Origin of the sequence: Thiocapsa sp., from assembly GCF_022340925.1 — a bacterium.
GTDB lineage: Bacteria > Pseudomonadota > Gammaproteobacteria > Chromatiales > Chromatiaceae > Thiocapsa.
Genome location: NZ_JAJDNA010000102.1, coordinates 21,321 through 38,473 on the forward strand (window position 1 = coordinate 21,321; position 17,153 = coordinate 38,473).

General features: G+C 64.3%; 15 protein-coding genes. 6 read left to right on the forward strand and 9 right to left on the reverse strand.

Features of this window, described 5'->3' with window-relative positions:
• Positions 1-10: 10 nt before the first annotated feature.
• Positions 11-610 carry an NAD(P)H:quinone oxidoreductase gene (gene wrbA / locus LJE61_RS12595; RefSeq protein WP_296918533.1) on the reverse strand — a complete coding sequence of 200 codons (600 nt, stop codon included), beginning with the start codon at positions 608-610 and terminating at the stop codon, positions 11-13.
• 319 nt (positions 611-929) lie between these two features.
• Between wrbA and LJE61_RS12600 the strand changes: the two genes are divergently transcribed.
• Both LJE61_RS12600 and LJE61_RS12605 read left to right on the forward strand, forming a co-directional pair.
• Complete coding sequence (locus tag LJE61_RS12600; RefSeq protein WP_296918535.1) at positions 930-1,487, forward strand: SoxW family protein; 558 nt, start codon at positions 930-932, stop codon at positions 1,485-1,487.
• A 60-nt stretch (positions 1,488-1,547) separates the two neighbouring features.
• Positions 1,548-1,838 carry an acylphosphatase gene (locus LJE61_RS12605; RefSeq protein WP_296909682.1) on the forward strand — a complete coding sequence of 97 codons (291 nt, stop codon included), beginning with the start codon at positions 1,548-1,550 and terminating at the stop codon, positions 1,836-1,838.
• A 157-nt stretch (positions 1,839-1,995) separates the two neighbouring features.
• Here LJE61_RS12605 and cpdA read toward each other — a convergent pair whose 3' ends face one another.
• Positions 1,996-2,859 (reverse strand): 3',5'-cyclic-AMP phosphodiesterase, encoded by an 864-nt coding sequence (cpdA, locus tag LJE61_RS12610; RefSeq protein ID WP_296909684.1) that lies wholly within the window; start codon positions 2,857-2,859, stop codon positions 1,996-1,998.
• Between the two features lie 494 nt (positions 2,860-3,353).
• On the opposite strand from cpdA, the gene LJE61_RS12615 reads away from it, so the two are divergent.
• From LJE61_RS12615 to LJE61_RS12625, 3 genes are all read left to right on the forward strand, one after another.
• A complete protein-coding gene (locus tag LJE61_RS12615; protein WP_296918537.1) occupies positions 3,354-3,773 on the forward strand; it encodes a rubrerythrin family protein in 420 nt (139 codons plus the stop codon).
• A 133-nt stretch (positions 3,774-3,906) separates the two neighbouring features.
• Positions 3,907-4,428: a hypothetical protein gene (locus LJE61_RS12620; RefSeq protein WP_296918539.1), complete on the forward strand. Its 522-nt coding sequence runs from the start codon at positions 3,907-3,909 to the stop codon at positions 4,426-4,428.
• A 252-nt stretch (positions 4,429-4,680) separates the two neighbouring features.
• Positions 4,681-4,905, forward strand: coding sequence for a BPTI/Kunitz domain-containing protein (locus LJE61_RS12625; protein WP_296911597.1), 225 nt, complete (start codon positions 4,681-4,683; stop codon positions 4,903-4,905).
• Between the two features lie 218 nt (positions 4,906-5,123).
• Here LJE61_RS12625 and lpdA read toward each other — a convergent pair whose 3' ends face one another.
• From lpdA to fusA, 4 genes are all read right to left on the reverse strand, one after another.
• Complete coding sequence (lpdA, locus tag LJE61_RS12630; protein WP_296911548.1) at positions 5,124-6,614, reverse strand: dihydrolipoyl dehydrogenase; 1,491 nt, start codon at positions 6,612-6,614, stop codon at positions 5,124-5,126.
• Between the two features lie 311 nt (positions 6,615-6,925).
• Entirely contained in the window at positions 6,926-8,656 is a 1,731-nt protein-coding gene (gene aceF, locus LJE61_RS12635) for a dihydrolipoyllysine-residue acetyltransferase (RefSeq protein WP_296918541.1), read from the reverse strand.
• 36 nt (positions 8,657-8,692) lie between these two features.
• A complete protein-coding gene (aceE, locus tag LJE61_RS12640) occupies positions 8,693-11,347 on the reverse strand; it encodes a pyruvate dehydrogenase (acetyl-transferring), homodimeric type (RefSeq protein ID WP_296911553.1) in 2,655 nt (884 codons plus the stop codon).
• 276 nt (positions 11,348-11,623) lie between these two features.
• Positions 11,624-13,669: an elongation factor G gene (fusA, locus tag LJE61_RS12645; protein ID WP_296911555.1), complete on the reverse strand. Its 2,046-nt coding sequence runs from the start codon at positions 13,667-13,669 to the stop codon at positions 11,624-11,626.
• A gap of 568 nt (positions 13,670-14,237) precedes the next feature.
• On the opposite strand from fusA, the gene LJE61_RS12650 reads away from it, so the two are divergent.
• The gene (locus LJE61_RS12650) at positions 14,238-14,723 is read left to right on the forward strand and encodes a YbhB/YbcL family Raf kinase inhibitor-like protein (protein WP_296911557.1); all 486 of its coding nucleotides are present in this window, start codon (positions 14,238-14,240) and stop codon (positions 14,721-14,723) included.
• Here the strand turns inward: LJE61_RS12650 and ccmI are convergent.
• From ccmI to LJE61_RS12665, 3 genes are read right to left on the reverse strand one after another with little or no spacing between them, the layout of a single operon-like run.
• Entirely contained in the window at positions 14,713-16,101 is a 1,389-nt protein-coding gene (gene ccmI, locus LJE61_RS12655) for a c-type cytochrome biogenesis protein CcmI (RefSeq protein ID WP_296911559.1), read from the reverse strand. The two genes, LJE61_RS12650 and ccmI, sit on opposite strands and share 11 nt — an antisense overlap.
• Positions 16,098-16,598 (reverse strand): cytochrome c-type biogenesis protein, encoded by a 501-nt coding sequence (locus LJE61_RS12660; RefSeq protein WP_296911561.1) that lies wholly within the window; start codon positions 16,596-16,598, stop codon positions 16,098-16,100. The genes ccmI and LJE61_RS12660 overlap by 4 nt, the downstream gene beginning before the upstream one ends.
• Positions 16,595-17,140, reverse strand: coding sequence for a DsbE family thiol:disulfide interchange protein (locus tag LJE61_RS12665; protein ID WP_296911563.1), 546 nt, complete (start codon positions 17,138-17,140; stop codon positions 16,595-16,597). The genes LJE61_RS12660 and LJE61_RS12665 overlap by 4 nt, the downstream gene beginning before the upstream one ends.
• Positions 17,141-17,153: the final 13 nt, after the last annotated feature.

Below are 17,153 nucleotides of genomic sequence, written 5' to 3' on the forward strand. Positions count from 1 at the left end.
GTCGCTGCCTTCAGTCGGATCGACGCGCCAGCGCGGAGGCGGTCTCCGCGAGCCGTTGACCCAACGCAATGCAGAGGCGTTTCTCCTCGTCCGTGATCGGCAGCGCGCTCTCTGGGCCGGCCAGGTGCGAAGGTCCGTAGGGCGTGCCGCCGGAGCGGGTGTGAAGCAGGTCCGCCTGACTGTAAGGGAGTCCCATCACCAGCATGCCATGGTGGAGTAGGGGGATCATCATGCTGATGAGGGTTGCCTCCTGGCCTCCGTGAAGGCTTGACGTGGAGGTGAAGACGCCGGCGGGTTTGCCCGACAGCGCCCCCGACAGCCAGAGACTGCTCGTGCCATCGAGGAAATACTTCATGGGTGCCGCCATGTTGCCGAAACGTGTGGGGCTCCCGACCGCGAGTCCGGCGCAGTCGCGCAAGTCTCCGAGATCGGCATAGGGTGCTCCGGACTCGGGAATGCCCTCTTCGGTCGCCTCGCAGACCGCGGAGACGGGGGGTACGGTGCGCAGCCGGGCCTGCAAACCGCCGGCCTCGACGCCCCGGGCGACATGATGGGCCATCTCGCCGGTGGCACCATAGCGGCTGTAGTAAAGGATCAGTATGTAGCTCATTGCGAATGCGTCTCCTCAGCAGAGCGCCGAGACGGGGTCGCTCGGGATCAAGGCGGGGACTCTGAGCGGATCGGGTGCCGCCGGTGGGACGATAGTCTAGCACCCGGGGCCTCTGCATCGGCCACTCCGAAAAGGCGCCTCCCCGCCGTCTGACCCGGTTGGCGTTCCGCCGGAATCGCGCCCTTTCGACCCGCGAACGCCGGACGTGCCGGCATCCGACCCAGAACACTCATTGATCTGCCGAGCCGAACTGTTGAGAATCGTCCGATCTCGGCGCCGAAGGCTGCCGATTCCGACACACTTTGGAGGTAACATCAGCATGAGGCACGTGCGACGCGCCTTCGAACGGGGGCTGTTCCGCTTGACATTCGCGCTATTTCTGCTCGCGGCGACCAGTCTCTCCGCAGCGAGCCGGGATCCCGGCCAGTATTTTTTCGATCCCACCTTCGGCGATTTCGCCGAGGAGCTCCAGAACGCGCGCGCAGCGGGCAAGAAAGGCATTCTGCTCATGTTCGAGATGGACGAATGCCCCTTTTGTCAGCGCATGAAGACCACCGTGCTCAATCAACCCGAGGTGCAGGATTACTTCAGACAGCACTTCATGATCTTCCCGGTCGATATCGAGGGCGATGTGGAGATCCACGACTTCGCCGGACAGGTCATGCCTCAGAAGGATTTTGCCCTGAAGTCCTTCCGGGTTCGAGCGACTCCGGTGTTCGCCTTCTTCGACCTCGACGGCAACCTGGTGGCGAGGTTCACCGGTGCGACGGGCGATGCGACGGAGTTCATGTGGCTCGGCGAATATGTGGTGCAGGGGCGCTACAAAGACAGCACCTTCCAGGTTTACAAACGCGAGCGCCAGGCGGCCAGCGAGTGAGGCGCGCCGCCGAGAACCTGGACCCTAGCGCCATGCAGGCCTCTTCCCGGGGAGCAGACAATGGATGAGCATCAGATCGAGCATCGAATCTGCTATCGCTGTGTTGTCGGCGGTCGCGTTCAGGGTGTGTTCTTTCGCGCATCGGCCCGGGAGCAGGCCATGCGCCTGGGCCTGACCGGCTATGCGCGCAACCTCCCCGACGGGCGGTTGGAGGTCGTCGCGTGTGGTGAGCCGGGTGGTGTGAGCCAGTTGCGGGATTGGCTCCGGACCGGTCCGGCGGGAGCCGAGGTCACCGGGGTCGCCTGCGAGCCGCTGGACTATCATCACCACGGCGGATTCGCGATCGACTGAGCGGCAGCAGGAGCGTTCGGCTGGGCGCAGCCATGCCCTTGTTCCCTTGCGACCCTGGCAATCATCAGCCGCCCGGGGCGCGAAGCGAGGACTCCGGTCTCTTTCACGTCCATGCGCTCGCAGCGACTGAAAGCGGCCGGTCCGCCCGAGCCGCTTGCTAGCCGGCTTCGGCCTGATTCGCCTGCTCTGCGTAGTCGGCCAGGCGCACGACCTCACTCTGGAGCCGGCCATCCGTGAAGAGCCGGATCTCGCGATAGCCGGGCGGGCGCTCGTCGATCGCGAAGTCGACGCTTCCCGGCGTGAACTGGACGCATGTGGAGGGGGTCCCGAGGATGCGATAACCTCCGCGTTGTCTCTCGAGCTCCTGGTGGATATGGCCGCAGACCACGGCCTTGACCTGAGGATGGCGGTCGCAGATTGCGAGCAGCGCCTCACCGTCCTCGACCGCCATTGTGTCCATCCAGGCGCTCTCCACCGGCACCGGATGCTGATGGAGAAAGATGGCCGTAGGCGATCGATCGACCGAGAGTGCGCGATCGAGCGCCGCCAGCCGAGCGTCTCCGAGCCGTCCGCTGTCACGTCCGGGGTGGGTCGAATCGAGGAAGACCAGACCCCAGGCACCGAGTCTCCGGGTGGCGACCGCCCCAACCGCAGCGGCACCGAGCCACGTCTCCATCATGGGGGGCGAGTCATGGTTGCCGGGGATGCAGTAGTAGGCAAGTCCTGTGGAATCGAGCGCCTGGCGCAGGGAGCGATAGCCCTCGGCGGATTCGTCGTGGACCAGATCGCCGGTCAGTACCAGTGCACCGGCAGGCACTGACTGCGACAGCGCCAACTTCAGGACGGCCTCGAAGCTGTGCCGCGTCATGACTCCGAGCAGCCGGGCGTCCGGCCTTGCGAATAGGTGCAGATCGGTCAGTTGCACCAGTCGGACACATTCCGGAGCTTCTTTGCGCTGGCCCGTCTCCTCGCGCGGCAAGGCGTCGGTGGGCGTTCGCGGAGGGCTGACCGAGACAGACATAAGGGTCTCCGGGTGCTCGGGTTGTGCGCGGGCGCGTCCCGGAGAGTGAACTACCCCTCACATCTGGATTTTCCGCCGCGATGCATGCCTCTCGCATCCGATGGCAGCATTGCGATTCCTTGCAACAGCGCCCGCGATGGCTCGCCGTCGCGACTTACGCTCGGGCGCGATCGACGCATCGCACCCGGGCGCAACACGCTTCTGCAGCGGACATTTCTCAGCCGAGCGCGGTTGGGAATCAGCGGCCGCATCGTGACAGCCGCTCAAGTCTGCCGAAATCTCGCCGGGATGTAATCTTTTACCAGTCCGACGCGCCGCGTGCTCTGAAGCCGTTCACAGATTTGCGGCGTGACGCTCATCAAAGCAGACTATCGCGGCCATTGGAACAAACAATTTCTGGATCGGCGCCGAGACGCCTATGTTGTATCCTGTATGAATACTTACCAATGCATGGTCACATTAGATCATGGCCATCTTGACACGAGGAGATCATCATGGATCTGAAGGGCAGTAAGACCGAGCAAAGTCTGAAAGAGGCGTTCTCGGGCGAATCGCAGGCGAATCGCCGCTACCTCTATTTCGCCGCAAAGGCGGATGTCGAGGGATACAACGACGTCGCCGCCGTGTTCCGGTCGACTGCCGAAGGGGAGACCGGTCACGCCCACGGCCATCTGGAGTACCTGGAAGCTGTCGGCGATCCGGCCACGGGACTGCCGATCGGGGCGACCGGTGACAACCTCCGTGCCGCGATCGCGGGGGAGACCCACGAGTACACCGACATGTATCCGGGCATGGCGAAGACCGCCCGTGACGAAGGATTCGACGAAGTCGCCGACTGGTTCGAGACGCTGGCTAAGGCCGAGCGCTCGCATGCGAACCGTTTCCAAAAGGCACTGGACAACTTGGACGCCTGATCAACCGAGTCCCGGTTGAGCTCGTGAAGGGGCGCTTTGCGTCCCTTTTTTCGTCCGACACTCAGGGCTCACGTTTTGAGTCATCTGGCTCGTACAATGTCGTCACGAGCCACGATTTGACCTTGAGACGGACGTGATCAAAACCCTGCTAGAATGGATCAGTGCGTGTCGGCCCTGTCGCCTGATCGAGGGCGAGGGCGGTGAGCCCTACCTGGAACGGTACTATCTCGTCGGCGCCTTCGGATGGCACCTCTACCTGCATCGCTTCGTCGATTCGGACCCTGACCGGGGTCTTCACGACCATCCCTGGGGGCATGCCGCGAGCTGGGTGCTCAGCGGCGGCTACGAGGAGATTCGCGGCATCGACGGTGATTCCGGCCGGACCCGGACGCGTTTCCTCGGTCCTGGACGCGTCAACCTACTGCGTGGCCGAGTCTATCATCGGGTCCTGTTGCGAGACGACGTCCCCGCCTGGACACTCTTCCTGCATGGCCCGAGGGTCAAAGGGTGGGGCTTCAAGCGCGACGGAAAGGAACACATCATGGCGAAGGATTGCAGCGAGTTTCGGCACCGCGATTGGTGGAAGCATGCGCCGACGGGTGCGGAGGTCCGGAGGGCGTCTGGCCGGGCTCCAGCGGATTGGGTAGGCTCCTAGAACCAAGATCCCGGATAACGGCCACGGAGAGGCGCTGCGCCCTCAGAGATCGGATGCCGCTCTCGCGATCATGGAGAGCGTGGAGTCCGGAAAGGGCAGGTGCGCTCAGCCCGTAGGTCTGTGGCTGCATCCGGGATTCGGGGCGTCATCACGGGTCGGTCGGGGGCCGGCAGGCGTCAAGGAGGACGAGCTTCAATGCGCAATTTTGCCCGAAGGCGACTCGAGATCGTCTCGATAGCGGCGCTGGTGTTGATGTTGGCGGGATGCAGTAGCAGTCACACGTTCAGGTCGGCCGATCAGTTGCCGGTGGCTTGTTTGGACAAACCCGATCGGGGTCCCTGCCGTGCGAGCCAGGTCCGGTTCTATTACGACTACCGGGACGATCGCTGCAAGGCGTTTACCTATGGTGGCTGTCGGGGACGCGTCCCGTTCCAGACCCTACAGAGTTGCCTGGATTTCTGCGGCGCGACGCGTTAAACCGCAAGCCGGCAGCCGGAGCCTGAAGGCGATGATGAGTGGCCATCCTGGGAGCCTGTCGGCCTTGAGGCCGATCTGCTGCGACGGCGGGGAGAGCGGCCCATTTCCGCCCGATTTCTTGTTCCATAGGTCAGCTATGCGACTTTAAATCGGTCGAATCTGACGGGTTCGGCGCAGACGGCTCGGATGACCGCGAGTCAAGGCCCTCCCACGCAAGATCAGCGTTTCCGTTGCGGGAGAAGGTCAGTGATGGTGCCATGGGCCATCTCAGCGGCCAGGCCGATGGTCTCGTTCAAGGTCGGATGCGGATGAACGGTGAGACAGATGTCTTCCATGTCCGCCCCCATCTCGAGCGCCAGTACCGTCTCGCCGATCAGCTCGCCGGCGTTGGGTCCCACGATCCCAGCGCCCAGGATACGCTTGGTCTCGGGATCGAACAGCAACTTCGTCAGGCCCTCGTCCCGGTGGATGCCGAGCGCCCGGCCGCTTGCCGCCCAGGGAAAGACGCCCTTTTCGTAGGCGATGCCCTTGGCCTTGGCATCGGACTCGGTCAGTCCCATCCACGCGACCTCGGGGTCGGTGTAGGCGACCGACGGGATCGTCATGGGGTCGAAGAGGGCGGGCATCCCGGCGATGACTTCGGCGGCAACCTTGGCCTCGTGGGTCGCCTTGTGGGCGAGCATCGGACCGCCGACCACGTCGCCGATCGCGAAGATGTTGGGGACGTTGGTCCGCATATGGGCGTCGACCTTGATGAATCCGTGCTGGTCGACTTCGACGCCCGCAGCCTCGGCATGGATGAGCTTGCCGTTGGGTCGGCGGCCGACCGCGACCAGGACCTTGTCGTAGGTCTCTTCGCCCGGCGTCTTCCCCTCGAAGACGACATGGATGCCCTCGGAGGTTGCACTCATCTGCGCGACCTTGGTGTCCAGCCGGATTCCCTCGTAGCGCTTCTTAATCACCTTCTCGAGCGCGCGCACCAGGTCGATGTCGCAGCCGGGCATCAACTGGCGTTGGAGCTCGACGACCTCGACGCTCGAGCCCAGTGCGCTGTAGACGCTCGCCATCTCGAGGCCGATGATCCCGCCGCCCACGATCAAGAGCCGTGGCGGGACGCCCTCGATCTCCAGGGCGTCCGTGGAGTCCATGACACGCGGGTCGTCGTGCGGGAAGCCGGGGATCTTCAGGGGTGAGGATCCGCAGGCGATGACGCAGTGGTCGAAGAGGATCCGGGTGTGACCGCTGCGCGTCTCGACCCCGATCCGGTTGGGCGCCTCGAATCGGCCGGTGCCCTGCACGACCTCGACACGGCGCTGTCTTGCCATGGCGGCGAGGCCGCCGGTGAGCTTAGCGACGACCCGATCCTTTCCCGCGCGCATCTTCTCGAGGTCGATCCGTGGCTCCCCGAAGGTCACGCCCATGTCGCTGAGGGTCTTGGCCTCCTCGAGGATGGCGGCGGTGTGAAGCAGGGCCTTGGAGGGGATGCAGCCGACGTTCAGGCAGACGCCGCCGAGTTTGTCGTAGCGCTCGATCAGGATCACCTTCTTTCCGAGGTCCGCGGCCCGGAATGCCGCGGTGTAGCCGCCTGGGCCGGCGCCGAGGACGACGACCTCGGTCACGATCTCTTGCCCGCTGCTCGCAGCGGTCCTGCTGGAAGACTCGTCCGCCGGGACCCTGACCTCGATGCTGTCGTCGCTGCTATCGCTCATGGTGTGATTCGTCTCTGGGGCCGCTACGGCCAAGCAATGATGAAAGCGATGAGGTTCAATGCTAGTCGAAAGCGCGATGTGACGCGAAACGGGCAGCCCGTTTCACTGCATTGCGCTGGGGTGGCATCGAACGAACATCTCGGATCCCAACAGCCTCATAGGGAAATGGTCGAGAATCGGTTGTCTTCCGCGGCACAGGGATGTGCTTGCCTTGTCACGCGCCTGAGCGGTCGAAGACGCAGCAGACTGGAAACCGCCTGTTCAGGCTGTGTGTCGCTGTTCGCCATCGATGGCGGTCAGCCGGCGTCCCGTCAGAGCAGCAACTGGCGGATGTCTCCGAGCAGCTCCCCGAGCAGGGTGGTGAAGCGGGCCCCGTCCGCTCCGTCCACGACCCGGTGGTCGTAGGACAGTGCCAACGGCAGCATCAGGCGCGGCGCGAACTCACGCCCGTCCCAGATCGGCTTGGTCGCCGCGCGTGATACCCCGAGGATGGCGACCTCCGGCGCATTGACGATGGGCGTAAAGGCGGTCCCGCCGATGCCGCCGAGGCTGGAGATGGAAAAACAGCCGCCTTGCATGTCGCCTGGCAGTAGCTTTCCAGCGCGCGCCTTGTCGCTGAGGTCGGCCAGTTCCTCCGCCAGCGCGTAGATCCCTTTCTTGTCAACGTCTCGCACCACCGGGACGACCAGGCCCTGAGGCGTGTCGACCGCGACACCGATATGGGTGAAGTGCTTGAGAATCAGCTGCTCACCATCGCCGCTCAGTGATGCCTTGAGGATCGGCATCCGGGTCAGGCTGGTTGCCACCGCCTTGAGCAGAAAGGGGAGAAAGGTCAGCTTGATGCCTCTGGCAGCGGCTTGGGCCTTCTGCTCGTTGCGGAACGACTCCAACGCGGTGATGTCCGCCTCGTCGAGCTGCGTGACATGAGGCACCGAGAGCCAGCATCGGTGAAGGTGGCGACCGCTGAGCTTCTTGATGCGCGGGAGCTCGGTGACCTCGACCGCACCGAACTTGGCGAAATCGATCTCCGGGGACGCGGGGAGTGCAAAGGGGAGTGCGGCCCCCGCGCCTGGCTCGACGCCTTGCGCGAGGGACTGTTTCACGAATCCCTGCACGTCTTCCTTGACGACGCGGCCTTTCGGCCCGGAACCCTTCACCTGCGCGAGGTCGACACCGAGCTCCCGGGCAAAGCGTCGCACGGCCGGGCTCGCGTGCGGCTTGCGGCCTTTGGCGATGGCGGCCATGTCCTCCGGACGCGGAAGCACGGGCGCGGGGCGGCGCTCCGGCTCGCCTGGTGCCCGGGTCCGCCCCTCCCGACCGGACGCCGGCTTGGGGGTGGCCGCCGGCGCTTGGGATGCCTCGAGCTCCTCCGGCGTGGTCGTCCGCATCCGCTCGAGCGCCTCTGCGACCCCTTTGGTCTCGCCGGGCGCGTCGCTGCGCAGCGTCAGGATCAGGTCGCCCTGGTTTAGGGTGTCGCCTAGCTTGACCGCCAGCTCCTCGACGACGCCGGCGCTCGGGGACGGGATCTCCATGGTCGCCTTGTCGCTCTCCAAGGTCAGCAGCGACTGGTCGACCTGGATGCGATCGCCCGGGCCGACGAGCACCTCGACCACGGGTATGTCAGAGAAGTCGCCGATATCCGGCAGGACAACTGAGATGCTCTCGCCGGAGGCTGCGCGGGGCAGGGGGCCGCGCGGCTCGGGCGTCTGCCGGTCGGCCCGGGGCTGTTCCGGAGCTGCTGCTTCCGCGGTCCGGTTTGCTGAGGGGGTTGCAGCCGCCTCCGACTGGGTCGCTGGCTCTTGGTCGGTCTCCAGCGCCAGGACGGCGTCGCCCTGGCTGATGCGGTCGCCGACCTTGGTCTTGATCTCCCGGACGATACCCCCTTTCGGAGAGGGGATCTCGATGGTCGCCTTGTCGCTCTCCAAGGTCAGCAATGACTGCTCGGCTTGGATCCGGTCGCCGGGTGCGACCAGGACCTCGATGACCTCAACCTCGGAGAAGTCACCGATGTCGGGCAGCAGGATGTCTTCGACGGTTGCCACGCTCTGTCCTCCTGGGCCTCTGGTTTATCGGGTGCCTCAAATCGTCACCGGGTTGGGTTTTTCCGGGTCGATGCGGTATTTCCGAATGGCCTCGGAGACCGTCGCGGTCGGGATTTCGCCATCGTCGGCCAATGCCTTGAGCGCGGCGACGGCGACAAAATAACGGTTGACCTCAAAGAACTTCCTGAGTTGGCTGCGCATGTCGCTCCGACCGAAACCGTCCGTGCCCAACACCAGATAGCGCCGCGGGACATAGGGGCGGATCTGGTCGGCATAGGTCCGGACATAGTCCGTGGCCGCGATGATCGGGCCGCGGGTCCCGGCCAGCTGTGCCTCGACATGGTTGGTCCGCTGCGGCTGATCGGGGTGAAGCATATTCCAGCGCTCGACGTCGATGCCTTCCCGTCTGAGCTCGTTGAAACTGGTCACGCTCCAGACGTCGGCGCCGATATCGAAGTCCTTGGCGAGAAGCTCGGCGCCGGCCAGGACCTCGCGCAGGATGGTTCCCGCGCCGAGGAGCTGCACCCGATGCGTGTAATCCTCGCCCTGGTGGACCGGGTACATGCCTTTGAGGATCCCGGTCTCGGCCCCCGCGGGGAGGGGCGGCTGGGGATAGTTTTCGTTCATCGCCGTGATGTAGTAGAAGCAGCTCTCCTGTTCCTCATACATGCGGCGCAGACCGTCCTGAACGATGACCACAAGCTCGTAGGCGTAGGCCGGATCGTAGGCGATACAGTTCGGGATGGTCGAGGCGACCAGCAGGCTGTGACCATCCTGGTGCTGCAGGCCCTCGCCGGCCAAGGTGGTCCGCCCCGCGGTCCCTCCGATGAGGAATCCCCTGGCCTGCATGTCGCCGGCTGCCCATGCCAGGTCCCCGATGCGCTGGAAACCAAACATGGAGTAGTAGATGTAGAAGGGGATCATGCTCTGCCCGTGATTGGCGTAGGCGGTGGCTGCCGCGATCCAGGATGACATGGCGCCGGCCTCGTTGATGCCTTCCTGCAGGATCTGCCCCTTCTTATCCTCGCGGTAGTACATCACCTGATCCGCATCCACGGGCTCGTAGAGCTGACCGATCGAGGAGTAGATGCCGAGCTGGCGGAACATCCCCTCCATGCCGAAGGTGCGCGCCTCGTCCGGAACGATCGGCACCAGGTAGGGACCGATCTGTTTGTCGCGCACCAGGATCGTCATCAGGCGTACGAGGGCCATGGTGGTCGACATCTCCTTGTCCCCGCTTCCCTCCAACAGGGGCTTGAAGGCGTCCAGCCCAGGCACCGTGAGCGGGGGAGCCGCGTCCTGTCGGGCGGGAAGAAACCCTCCCAGCCGCTCGCGAACCTCGTGCATGTACTGAATCTCCGGACTGTCCTGCGGCGGCCTGTAGAAGGGTGCGGCGCCGATCTGGTCGTCGGAGATCGGGATATTGAAACGGTCGCGGAAGGCCTTGAGGTGGGTCTCGCCCATCTTTTTCTGGGAGTGGGTGATATTCATTCCCTCCCCGGCGACACCCATCCCGTACCCCTTGACGGTCTTTGCGAGAATCACTGTTGGTTTTCCGCTGGCCCTGCTGGCTGCCGCATAGGCGGCGTAGACCTTTACCGGGTCATGTCCGCCGCGGTTGAGCCGCCAGATGTCCTCGTCGGTCATGTTCGCGACCATGTCCTTGAGCTCCGGGTACTTGCCGAAGAAATGCTCGCGGGTGTAGGCGCCGCCCTTGGCCTTATAGGCCTGGTAGTCGCCGTCTACACACTCCTCCATCCGCTTGAGCAGCAGCCCTTGCTTGTCGCGGGCGAGCAGAGGGTCCCAGTAGCTGCCCCAGACGACCTTGATCACGTCCCACCCGGCCCCGCGGAAGACCGCCTCCAGCTCCTGGATGATCTTGCCATTGCCGCGCACGGGTCCGTCCAGGCGCTGCAGGTTGCAGTTGACGACGAAGACGAGATTATCCAGGCGCTCGCGGGCCGCCAACGAGATGGCGCCGAGCGACTCAGGCTCATCCATCTCACCGTCGCCGAGGAAGGCCCAGACCTTGCGGCCGGTGGTATTGACCAGCCCGCGATCGTTCAGGTAGCGCATGAAGCGCGCTTGGTAGATCGCCATGATGGGTCCCAGCCCCATCGACACGGTCGGGAACTGCCAGAAGCTCGGCATCAGCCAGGGATGGGGGTAGGAGGACAGCCCGTTGCCGTCCACCTCCTGACGGAAGTTATAGAGCTGCTCCTCGCTGATGCGTCCCTCGAGAAAGGCGCGCGCATAGATCCCGGGGGCCACATGACCCTGAAAGAAGATCAGGTCCCCGCCATGATCCCTGGTGCGGGCATGAAAGAAATGGTTGTAGCCGACATCGATCAGGGTCGCCGAGGAGGCGAAGCTCGAAATGTGGCCGCCCAGCTCGGTCGAGAGGCGGTTGGCCTGGACCACCATCGCCATGGCATTCCAGCGCACGAACGAGCGGATGCGCCGCTCCATCGCGCGATCGCCGGGAAACCGCTCCTGCTGTTGGACCGGTATGGTGTTGACGTAGGCGGTATTGGCGGTGAAGGGCAGGTAGGCCCCCGAGCGGCGTGCCTTGTCGATCAGCCGCTCCAGCAGAAAATGGGCGCGCTCGACGCCCTCGTTCTCGAGCACGGCCTCGAGCGAATCGAGCCATTCCTGCGTCTCTTGAGGATCGATATCGGGCTTGTTGGTCATGATGCTTCCCGGAAGGCGGTCGAGACGGGCAAAGCGCGAAGTATATCAGCGCCGCGAGCACGCAATGCTAAGAATTCAGGTCATCAATGGGAGGGTGCTTGACGGGGTTACGATGATGCACCTCCCGTCGATAACCCGGCTCGCCGGGCGGATGCGCGCGGCTCGACAAGGATGTGGACGCAGCAGCGCGACCGGGCGGACCAGACGACGCGGCCCGGATGCGGGAAATGGGCGGGAAAGACGACCGGGGCGCGTGGCCCCGGTGGGTTCAACCGATCAGTCGTCGGTCCGGTGGTAGGCTTCGGAGAGCTGCTTCTGGATCGCCGCCGGCACCGTGTCGTAATGGCTGAGCTCGATGCTGTAGGTCCCCTCGCCGCCAGTGAGGGCCTTGAGGCGTGCGTCATAGCCGTCGAGCTCCGCGAGCGGCACCTCGCCTTCGATCACGATCCGCCCGCGGCTCTTGCTATCGCTTCCGTTGATGCGACCGCGCCGGGTGGAGAGATCACCCGCGAGATCACCCATGGCGGTCCCCTGGGCGGTGATCCGGATCTTGACGATCGGCTCGAGCAGAACGGGACGGGCCTTCTCGACTGCATCGATGAACGCCTTGCGTCCGGCGGTCGCAAATGCGATGTCTTTGGAGTCGACCGGGTGGAACTTCCCGTCGTACACGGTGACGCGAATGTCGTGCATCGGGTAGCCGGCGATGGCGCCCTCTTCGAGCACCTGTCGCACGCCCTTCTCGATGGAGGGGATGAAGTTGCCCGGGATCACGCCGCCGACGATGGCGTCGACGAACTCGAACCCGGCACCCCGCTCCAAGGGCTCGACCCGCAGATAGACTTCCCCGAACTGGCCGGCTCCTCCGGTCTGTTTTTTGTGACGGTGATGCCCTTCGGCCGGTGCGGTAATGGTCTCTCGATAGGGGATGCTGGGGGGGTGGGTCTCGACATCGACATGATACTGCTCCGAGAGGCGCCGTAGCAGGACGCGCAGATGCAACTCGCCGAGTCCCCGCATGACGGTCTCGTTCGCAGCGGCGTTGTGCTCGACATGGAAGCAGGGGTCCTCGGACTCCAGTTTGTGCAATGCGTCGGTCAGCTTCTGCTCATCGCCCCGTTTGCTCGTGTGGATGGCAAGTCCGAACAAGGGAACCGGGCACTCGAGACTGGAGAGGTGGTGATGGTCCTCGTCGTGCGAGTCGTGGAGCACGGCGTCGAAGTGGATCTCGTCGACCCGCGCGACGGCCAGGATGTCGCCGGGGACGCCTTCGGGCACCTCGGTGAGCTCGGCGCCATGGAGTCGGAACAGATGGTTCACCTTGAAGGGCTTACGGGCGTCGCCGATGAAGAGCTGGCTTTGCGCGGTGATCCGGCCCTGGTGTATGCGGAAGATCCCGAGCTTGCCGCGGAAGGGATCGTTGATGATCTTGAAGACGTGGGCGACGGCATGCAGAGTCGGATCGGGACGCACGGTCACCGGGGACATGGTGGCGCCTTCGCCCTTCAGGAAAGGCGGGGGGTTCCCTTCGGAAGGGTTCGGCATCAGACGTGTGATGATCTCGACCAGTGCGTCGATGCCGGCGCCGGTCGCCGCTGATACAAAGCAGATGGGAATCAGATGTGCCTCGCGCAGCGCCGCCTCGAACGGGTCATGCAGCTGCTCGGGCCTGAGCTCTTGCCCCTGCTCGAGATAGATCTCCATCAGCGCCTCGTCGACCTCGACCACCTGATCAATGATCCGGTTGTGGGCCTCTTCAACGGAGGAGAAATCGGCGCCGTCGCCGCTGGGTTGGAAGAAACAGTCGATGACCCGCTTGCCGCCGTCCGCGGGCAGGTTGATCGGCAGGCATTCCGCGCCGAAGGTCTCGCGGATCTGCTCGGTGAGCTGACCCAGATCGACCTCGGGAGCATCGATCTGATTGACGATGATGATGCGACAGAGGTTGCGGTTGTCCGCGGCCTTCATCATCCGCAGTGTCATCGGCTCGATGCCGGACTGCGCGCTGATGACGATGGCGGCCGTCTCCACCGCGGGGAGAACGGAGACGGCGCGCCCGAGGAAATCCGGGTAGCCGGGGGTGTCGATGAGGTTGACGTGCTTGTCTTGGGCGGAGAAGCTGGTGATGGAGGAGTCCAGGGAGTGGAGCAGCTCCTTCTCCATGGGGTCGAAATCGCACACCGTGGTCCCTTTGGTGACGCTGCCGGCGGTTGGGATCATGCCGGTCGCCGCGAGCAGCGATTCGACCAGCGTAGTCTTGCCGGATCCGGCATGACCGACCAAGGCAATGTTGCGGACGTCCTCGGCATTGTAATCAGACATCGGTGATCCTGTAGTGGCGTTGGGATGAGGTGGGGGGCGTTGCGCGGCACCCGTCGGGGTCATTTCAAAATCGAAATTATACCGTAACTCACACCCCCCCCCGATCGTCTCATCCGGCGGAATTCCCGTTGACGTCCGCCGTGGATCAATCGGGGCGGACGGACCGCCAGCGTGGGGGGGGGGATGCGGCGAGGCCAGCCGACGGGCTGATAAAAAAAGGCGGCCGATCGGCCGCCGAAGGACGCACAGCTAGGGAGGGACAACTGTCGCTAGGGCGAAATCGTCCTCATGCATCTGAGCCGTCGTTCCATGACCGCGAAGCCGTGCAGCCGGCCCACTACTGCAAGGCGAGGCAGGTGCCCGCTCGCCGCCCCGGACCGACTCGCCTCGGAAGCCTCGAAATGGACTTCACCGCCCCAGCTTCTCCAATAGGGGGACCGGCGAAAACCCACAGGGCTGGCCGGATTCTCCGCGAAGGGGTTCCGGTTTCCCTTGCAACGCATGGCTACAACCCCTATGCCATAGGTTGATTCACGATATAGGTTAGCACATGTCAGGAGACCCGAAGATGCCAATGGCGCTCAAATCCGATGCCTTCGTCGACGGCGGCCCGATTCCGGTGCGATACACCTGCGAGGGCGAGGACATCTCCCCGTCCTTGTATTGGGAAGACCTTCCCGACGGAACCGAAAGCCTGGTCCTGATCGTCGACGATCCGGACGCACCGGATCCGGCCGCGCCCAGGATGGTGTGGGACCATTGGATCCTCTACAACCTGCCGCCTGAGGGAACGCTGACGGAAGGGATGGTCTCCGCGTACCTGCCCGCGGGGACTGGCGAGGGGATCAACAGCTGGGGTCGCACGGGCTACGGCGGACCCTGTCCGCCGATCGGGCGTCACCGTTATTTCCACCGCCTGTATGCCTTGGACACGCGTCTTCCGGGCGAGCTCGGGACGCCCACCAAGGACGCACTCCTACTGGCGATGGAGGATCACATCCTCGCCCGCACGGAGCTGGTCGGGGTCTACGAAAAGGCCTCCGTCAAGGTCTGATACGGTCGATCGTTACTGCGATCTGTGCGGTCTGGTCGACGTCGATCGGCCCGGCTTCGCCCTCCAGATCACCGGACTGGGGTGTGGCCTGACCGCTTTTCGAGATGCGCGCACCGATCATGACCTGAGGAAAGCTCGACAGACTCATCGCAGGCGTCATCGCCATGCTGTCGTTCAGGGTCACCACCGCAGGCAGGTCCTTGACCTGTAAACGCTGCACCGCGAGCGGCATCGGCGGTCCGGCAACCGCGCGCGCGAACACGAAGACCACGTCTTCGGGGTCGGCGCGGGTCAGGATGGCCTCAGCCAACCTGACGTCTGCGGTCAGCGAGCGACCCGAGTCTTGTTGCGGGGTTTCACTGCCGACAGGGTCGATGACTTCCCCGCCCTGCACTGCCGGCGCCCCTTCCGACGGAGCTGTCGCCGCGGTGTCGACGCCCATGTCCTCGGGAGAGGCGGCAGGCGCTTGGGGTGAATCCCCGGTCGCCTGAGGCAGCCCTGGCGGCAGCGCGCCGGCGCGCGACCTCGCCTCGGCGATCATCGTGCGCACATCCTCGACCTCCGGTGCATCCGGATCCATCTCGTCGAGGAGCCTTTGCCAGGCGGTGGCCGCGGCGTTGAATTGACCGCGCTGGTAATAGAGCATCCCCGACAGCCAGCGCGCGCTTGGGTTATCCGGCTCGATCGCGAGCACCTGCTCGATCAGCTGCGCGGGTTTCCCTTCCAAGCTGTTGTTGCTGTTGGCCGCGATGGCCTCAGCATAGGCGAGCGTGACGTCGGTCCGTTCGGGCGCCAGCGCATAAGCCTTGGAAACGGCCTCGAGTGCCCGTTCGGGCTGGCGCATCGTGAAATAGGTGCGCCCGATCATCAGCCAGCCCTCCAAGTTGTCCGGGTCCTGTTGCAGCCGCTCTTCAAGGCGCTCCACGAGCACCTCCAGCGGTGGCAGATCCTGGCCGGCTGGACTGGCGAGCGTCTTGCCCCGACCAGACGCGGTGCCCTCCAGGTGCGGGATCATCTCACGCTCGCCGAGCTCCAGGTACAGCGAGATCGCCGCCGCCGGCACCGCCACGGCCAGGACGAAGGCCAACCAGCGACCTTCCGATCGCCCGGGGCGTCTGACCGCGGCTGCCACGTCGCCTTGGACATCGCGCAAGAGGTCTCGCTCGAGGTCGCGCCGCGCCGCGGTGTACTGGCTCTGGTCGAGGGAACCGGCGGCCAGGTCGGCGTCGAGCTCACGGATCCGCTGGTTGAACACCTGGAGATTGAGCTCGTCCTGCTCCGGTGCGGAGGTCGGCGTCTCGGGGCGCAAGAGTGGCCAGGCGACAAAAAACAACGCCAGGCCCATCAGCCCGGCGGCCAGAATCCAGAAGATGGTCATTCGCTTGTGTCTTGGTTGTTGCCGCTGGCGGCGAGCAGTCGTTGAAGACGGGCACGTTCGGCCTCGGTCAGCTCTTGCTCCGGCTCCGTCTTCTTGCGTCCAAGCGCCCGAAACAGCAGGAACCCGGCGAGGCCGAGGAAGAGGAACGGACCGAACCAGAGGATGTAGGTCGAGGGTTTGATCGGCGGCTCATAGAGGACGAAATCGCCGTATCGGTCAACCAGAAAGCTGATGATCTCCTCATCGGTCTGACCCTCCTGAATCATCCGGTAGACCTCCTTTCGGAGATCTTCCGCAACACCCGCCTGCGAGCTCGCAAGTGATTCGTTTTGGCACACCAGGCAACGCAACTTCCCGATCAGGTCCCGGAAGCTGTCGCGCTTGGCCTCGTCCTCGAAGGTGAACTCCTCGAGGGTGTAAGCAGACAGGTTGACGGATGTGAGCAGGCCGACGAGCGCAATCGCGGCGAGAGAGAGTGAGCGGGGGGGGCGGGTCATGATGTCTGAGGTCTGTATTTTTCAACGATCGGGAGGATCTTGGTTTCCCACACCGCGCGGTCGACCGGGCCGATATGTTTGTACCGGATGATGCCTTCCCCGTCGATCACGAAGGTCTCGGGTGCGCCATAGACCCCCCAGTGGAGCCCGTAGCGGTTGTCAGGGTCGTAGGCGCTCACCACATAGGGGTTGCCGTAGCGTTTCAGCATCTGCAAGGCTTCCGGGCGGGTGTCCTTCCAATTGAAGCCGATCACCTGAACGTCGTTGCTACGCGCGATGTCCATTAGCTCCGCATGCTCTTGACGGCAGGATGGGCACCACGAGGCCCAGACGTTCACCAGTGAGACCCGTCCCAGGAGGATCGCATTGGTGACGACGCGGCCGGGATCCTCGAGTGATGGGAGTTCGAAGGCGGGTGCCGGTTTGTCGACCAGCGGGGACGGGACCTTCCGGGGATCCAGTCTCAGTCCATAGAAAAGCAGGGCCGCCAGGGCGGCAAAGACGACCAGCGGAGTCAGCGCACGAGCCGTTGCCTTGTTCATTATCGTCGTGACC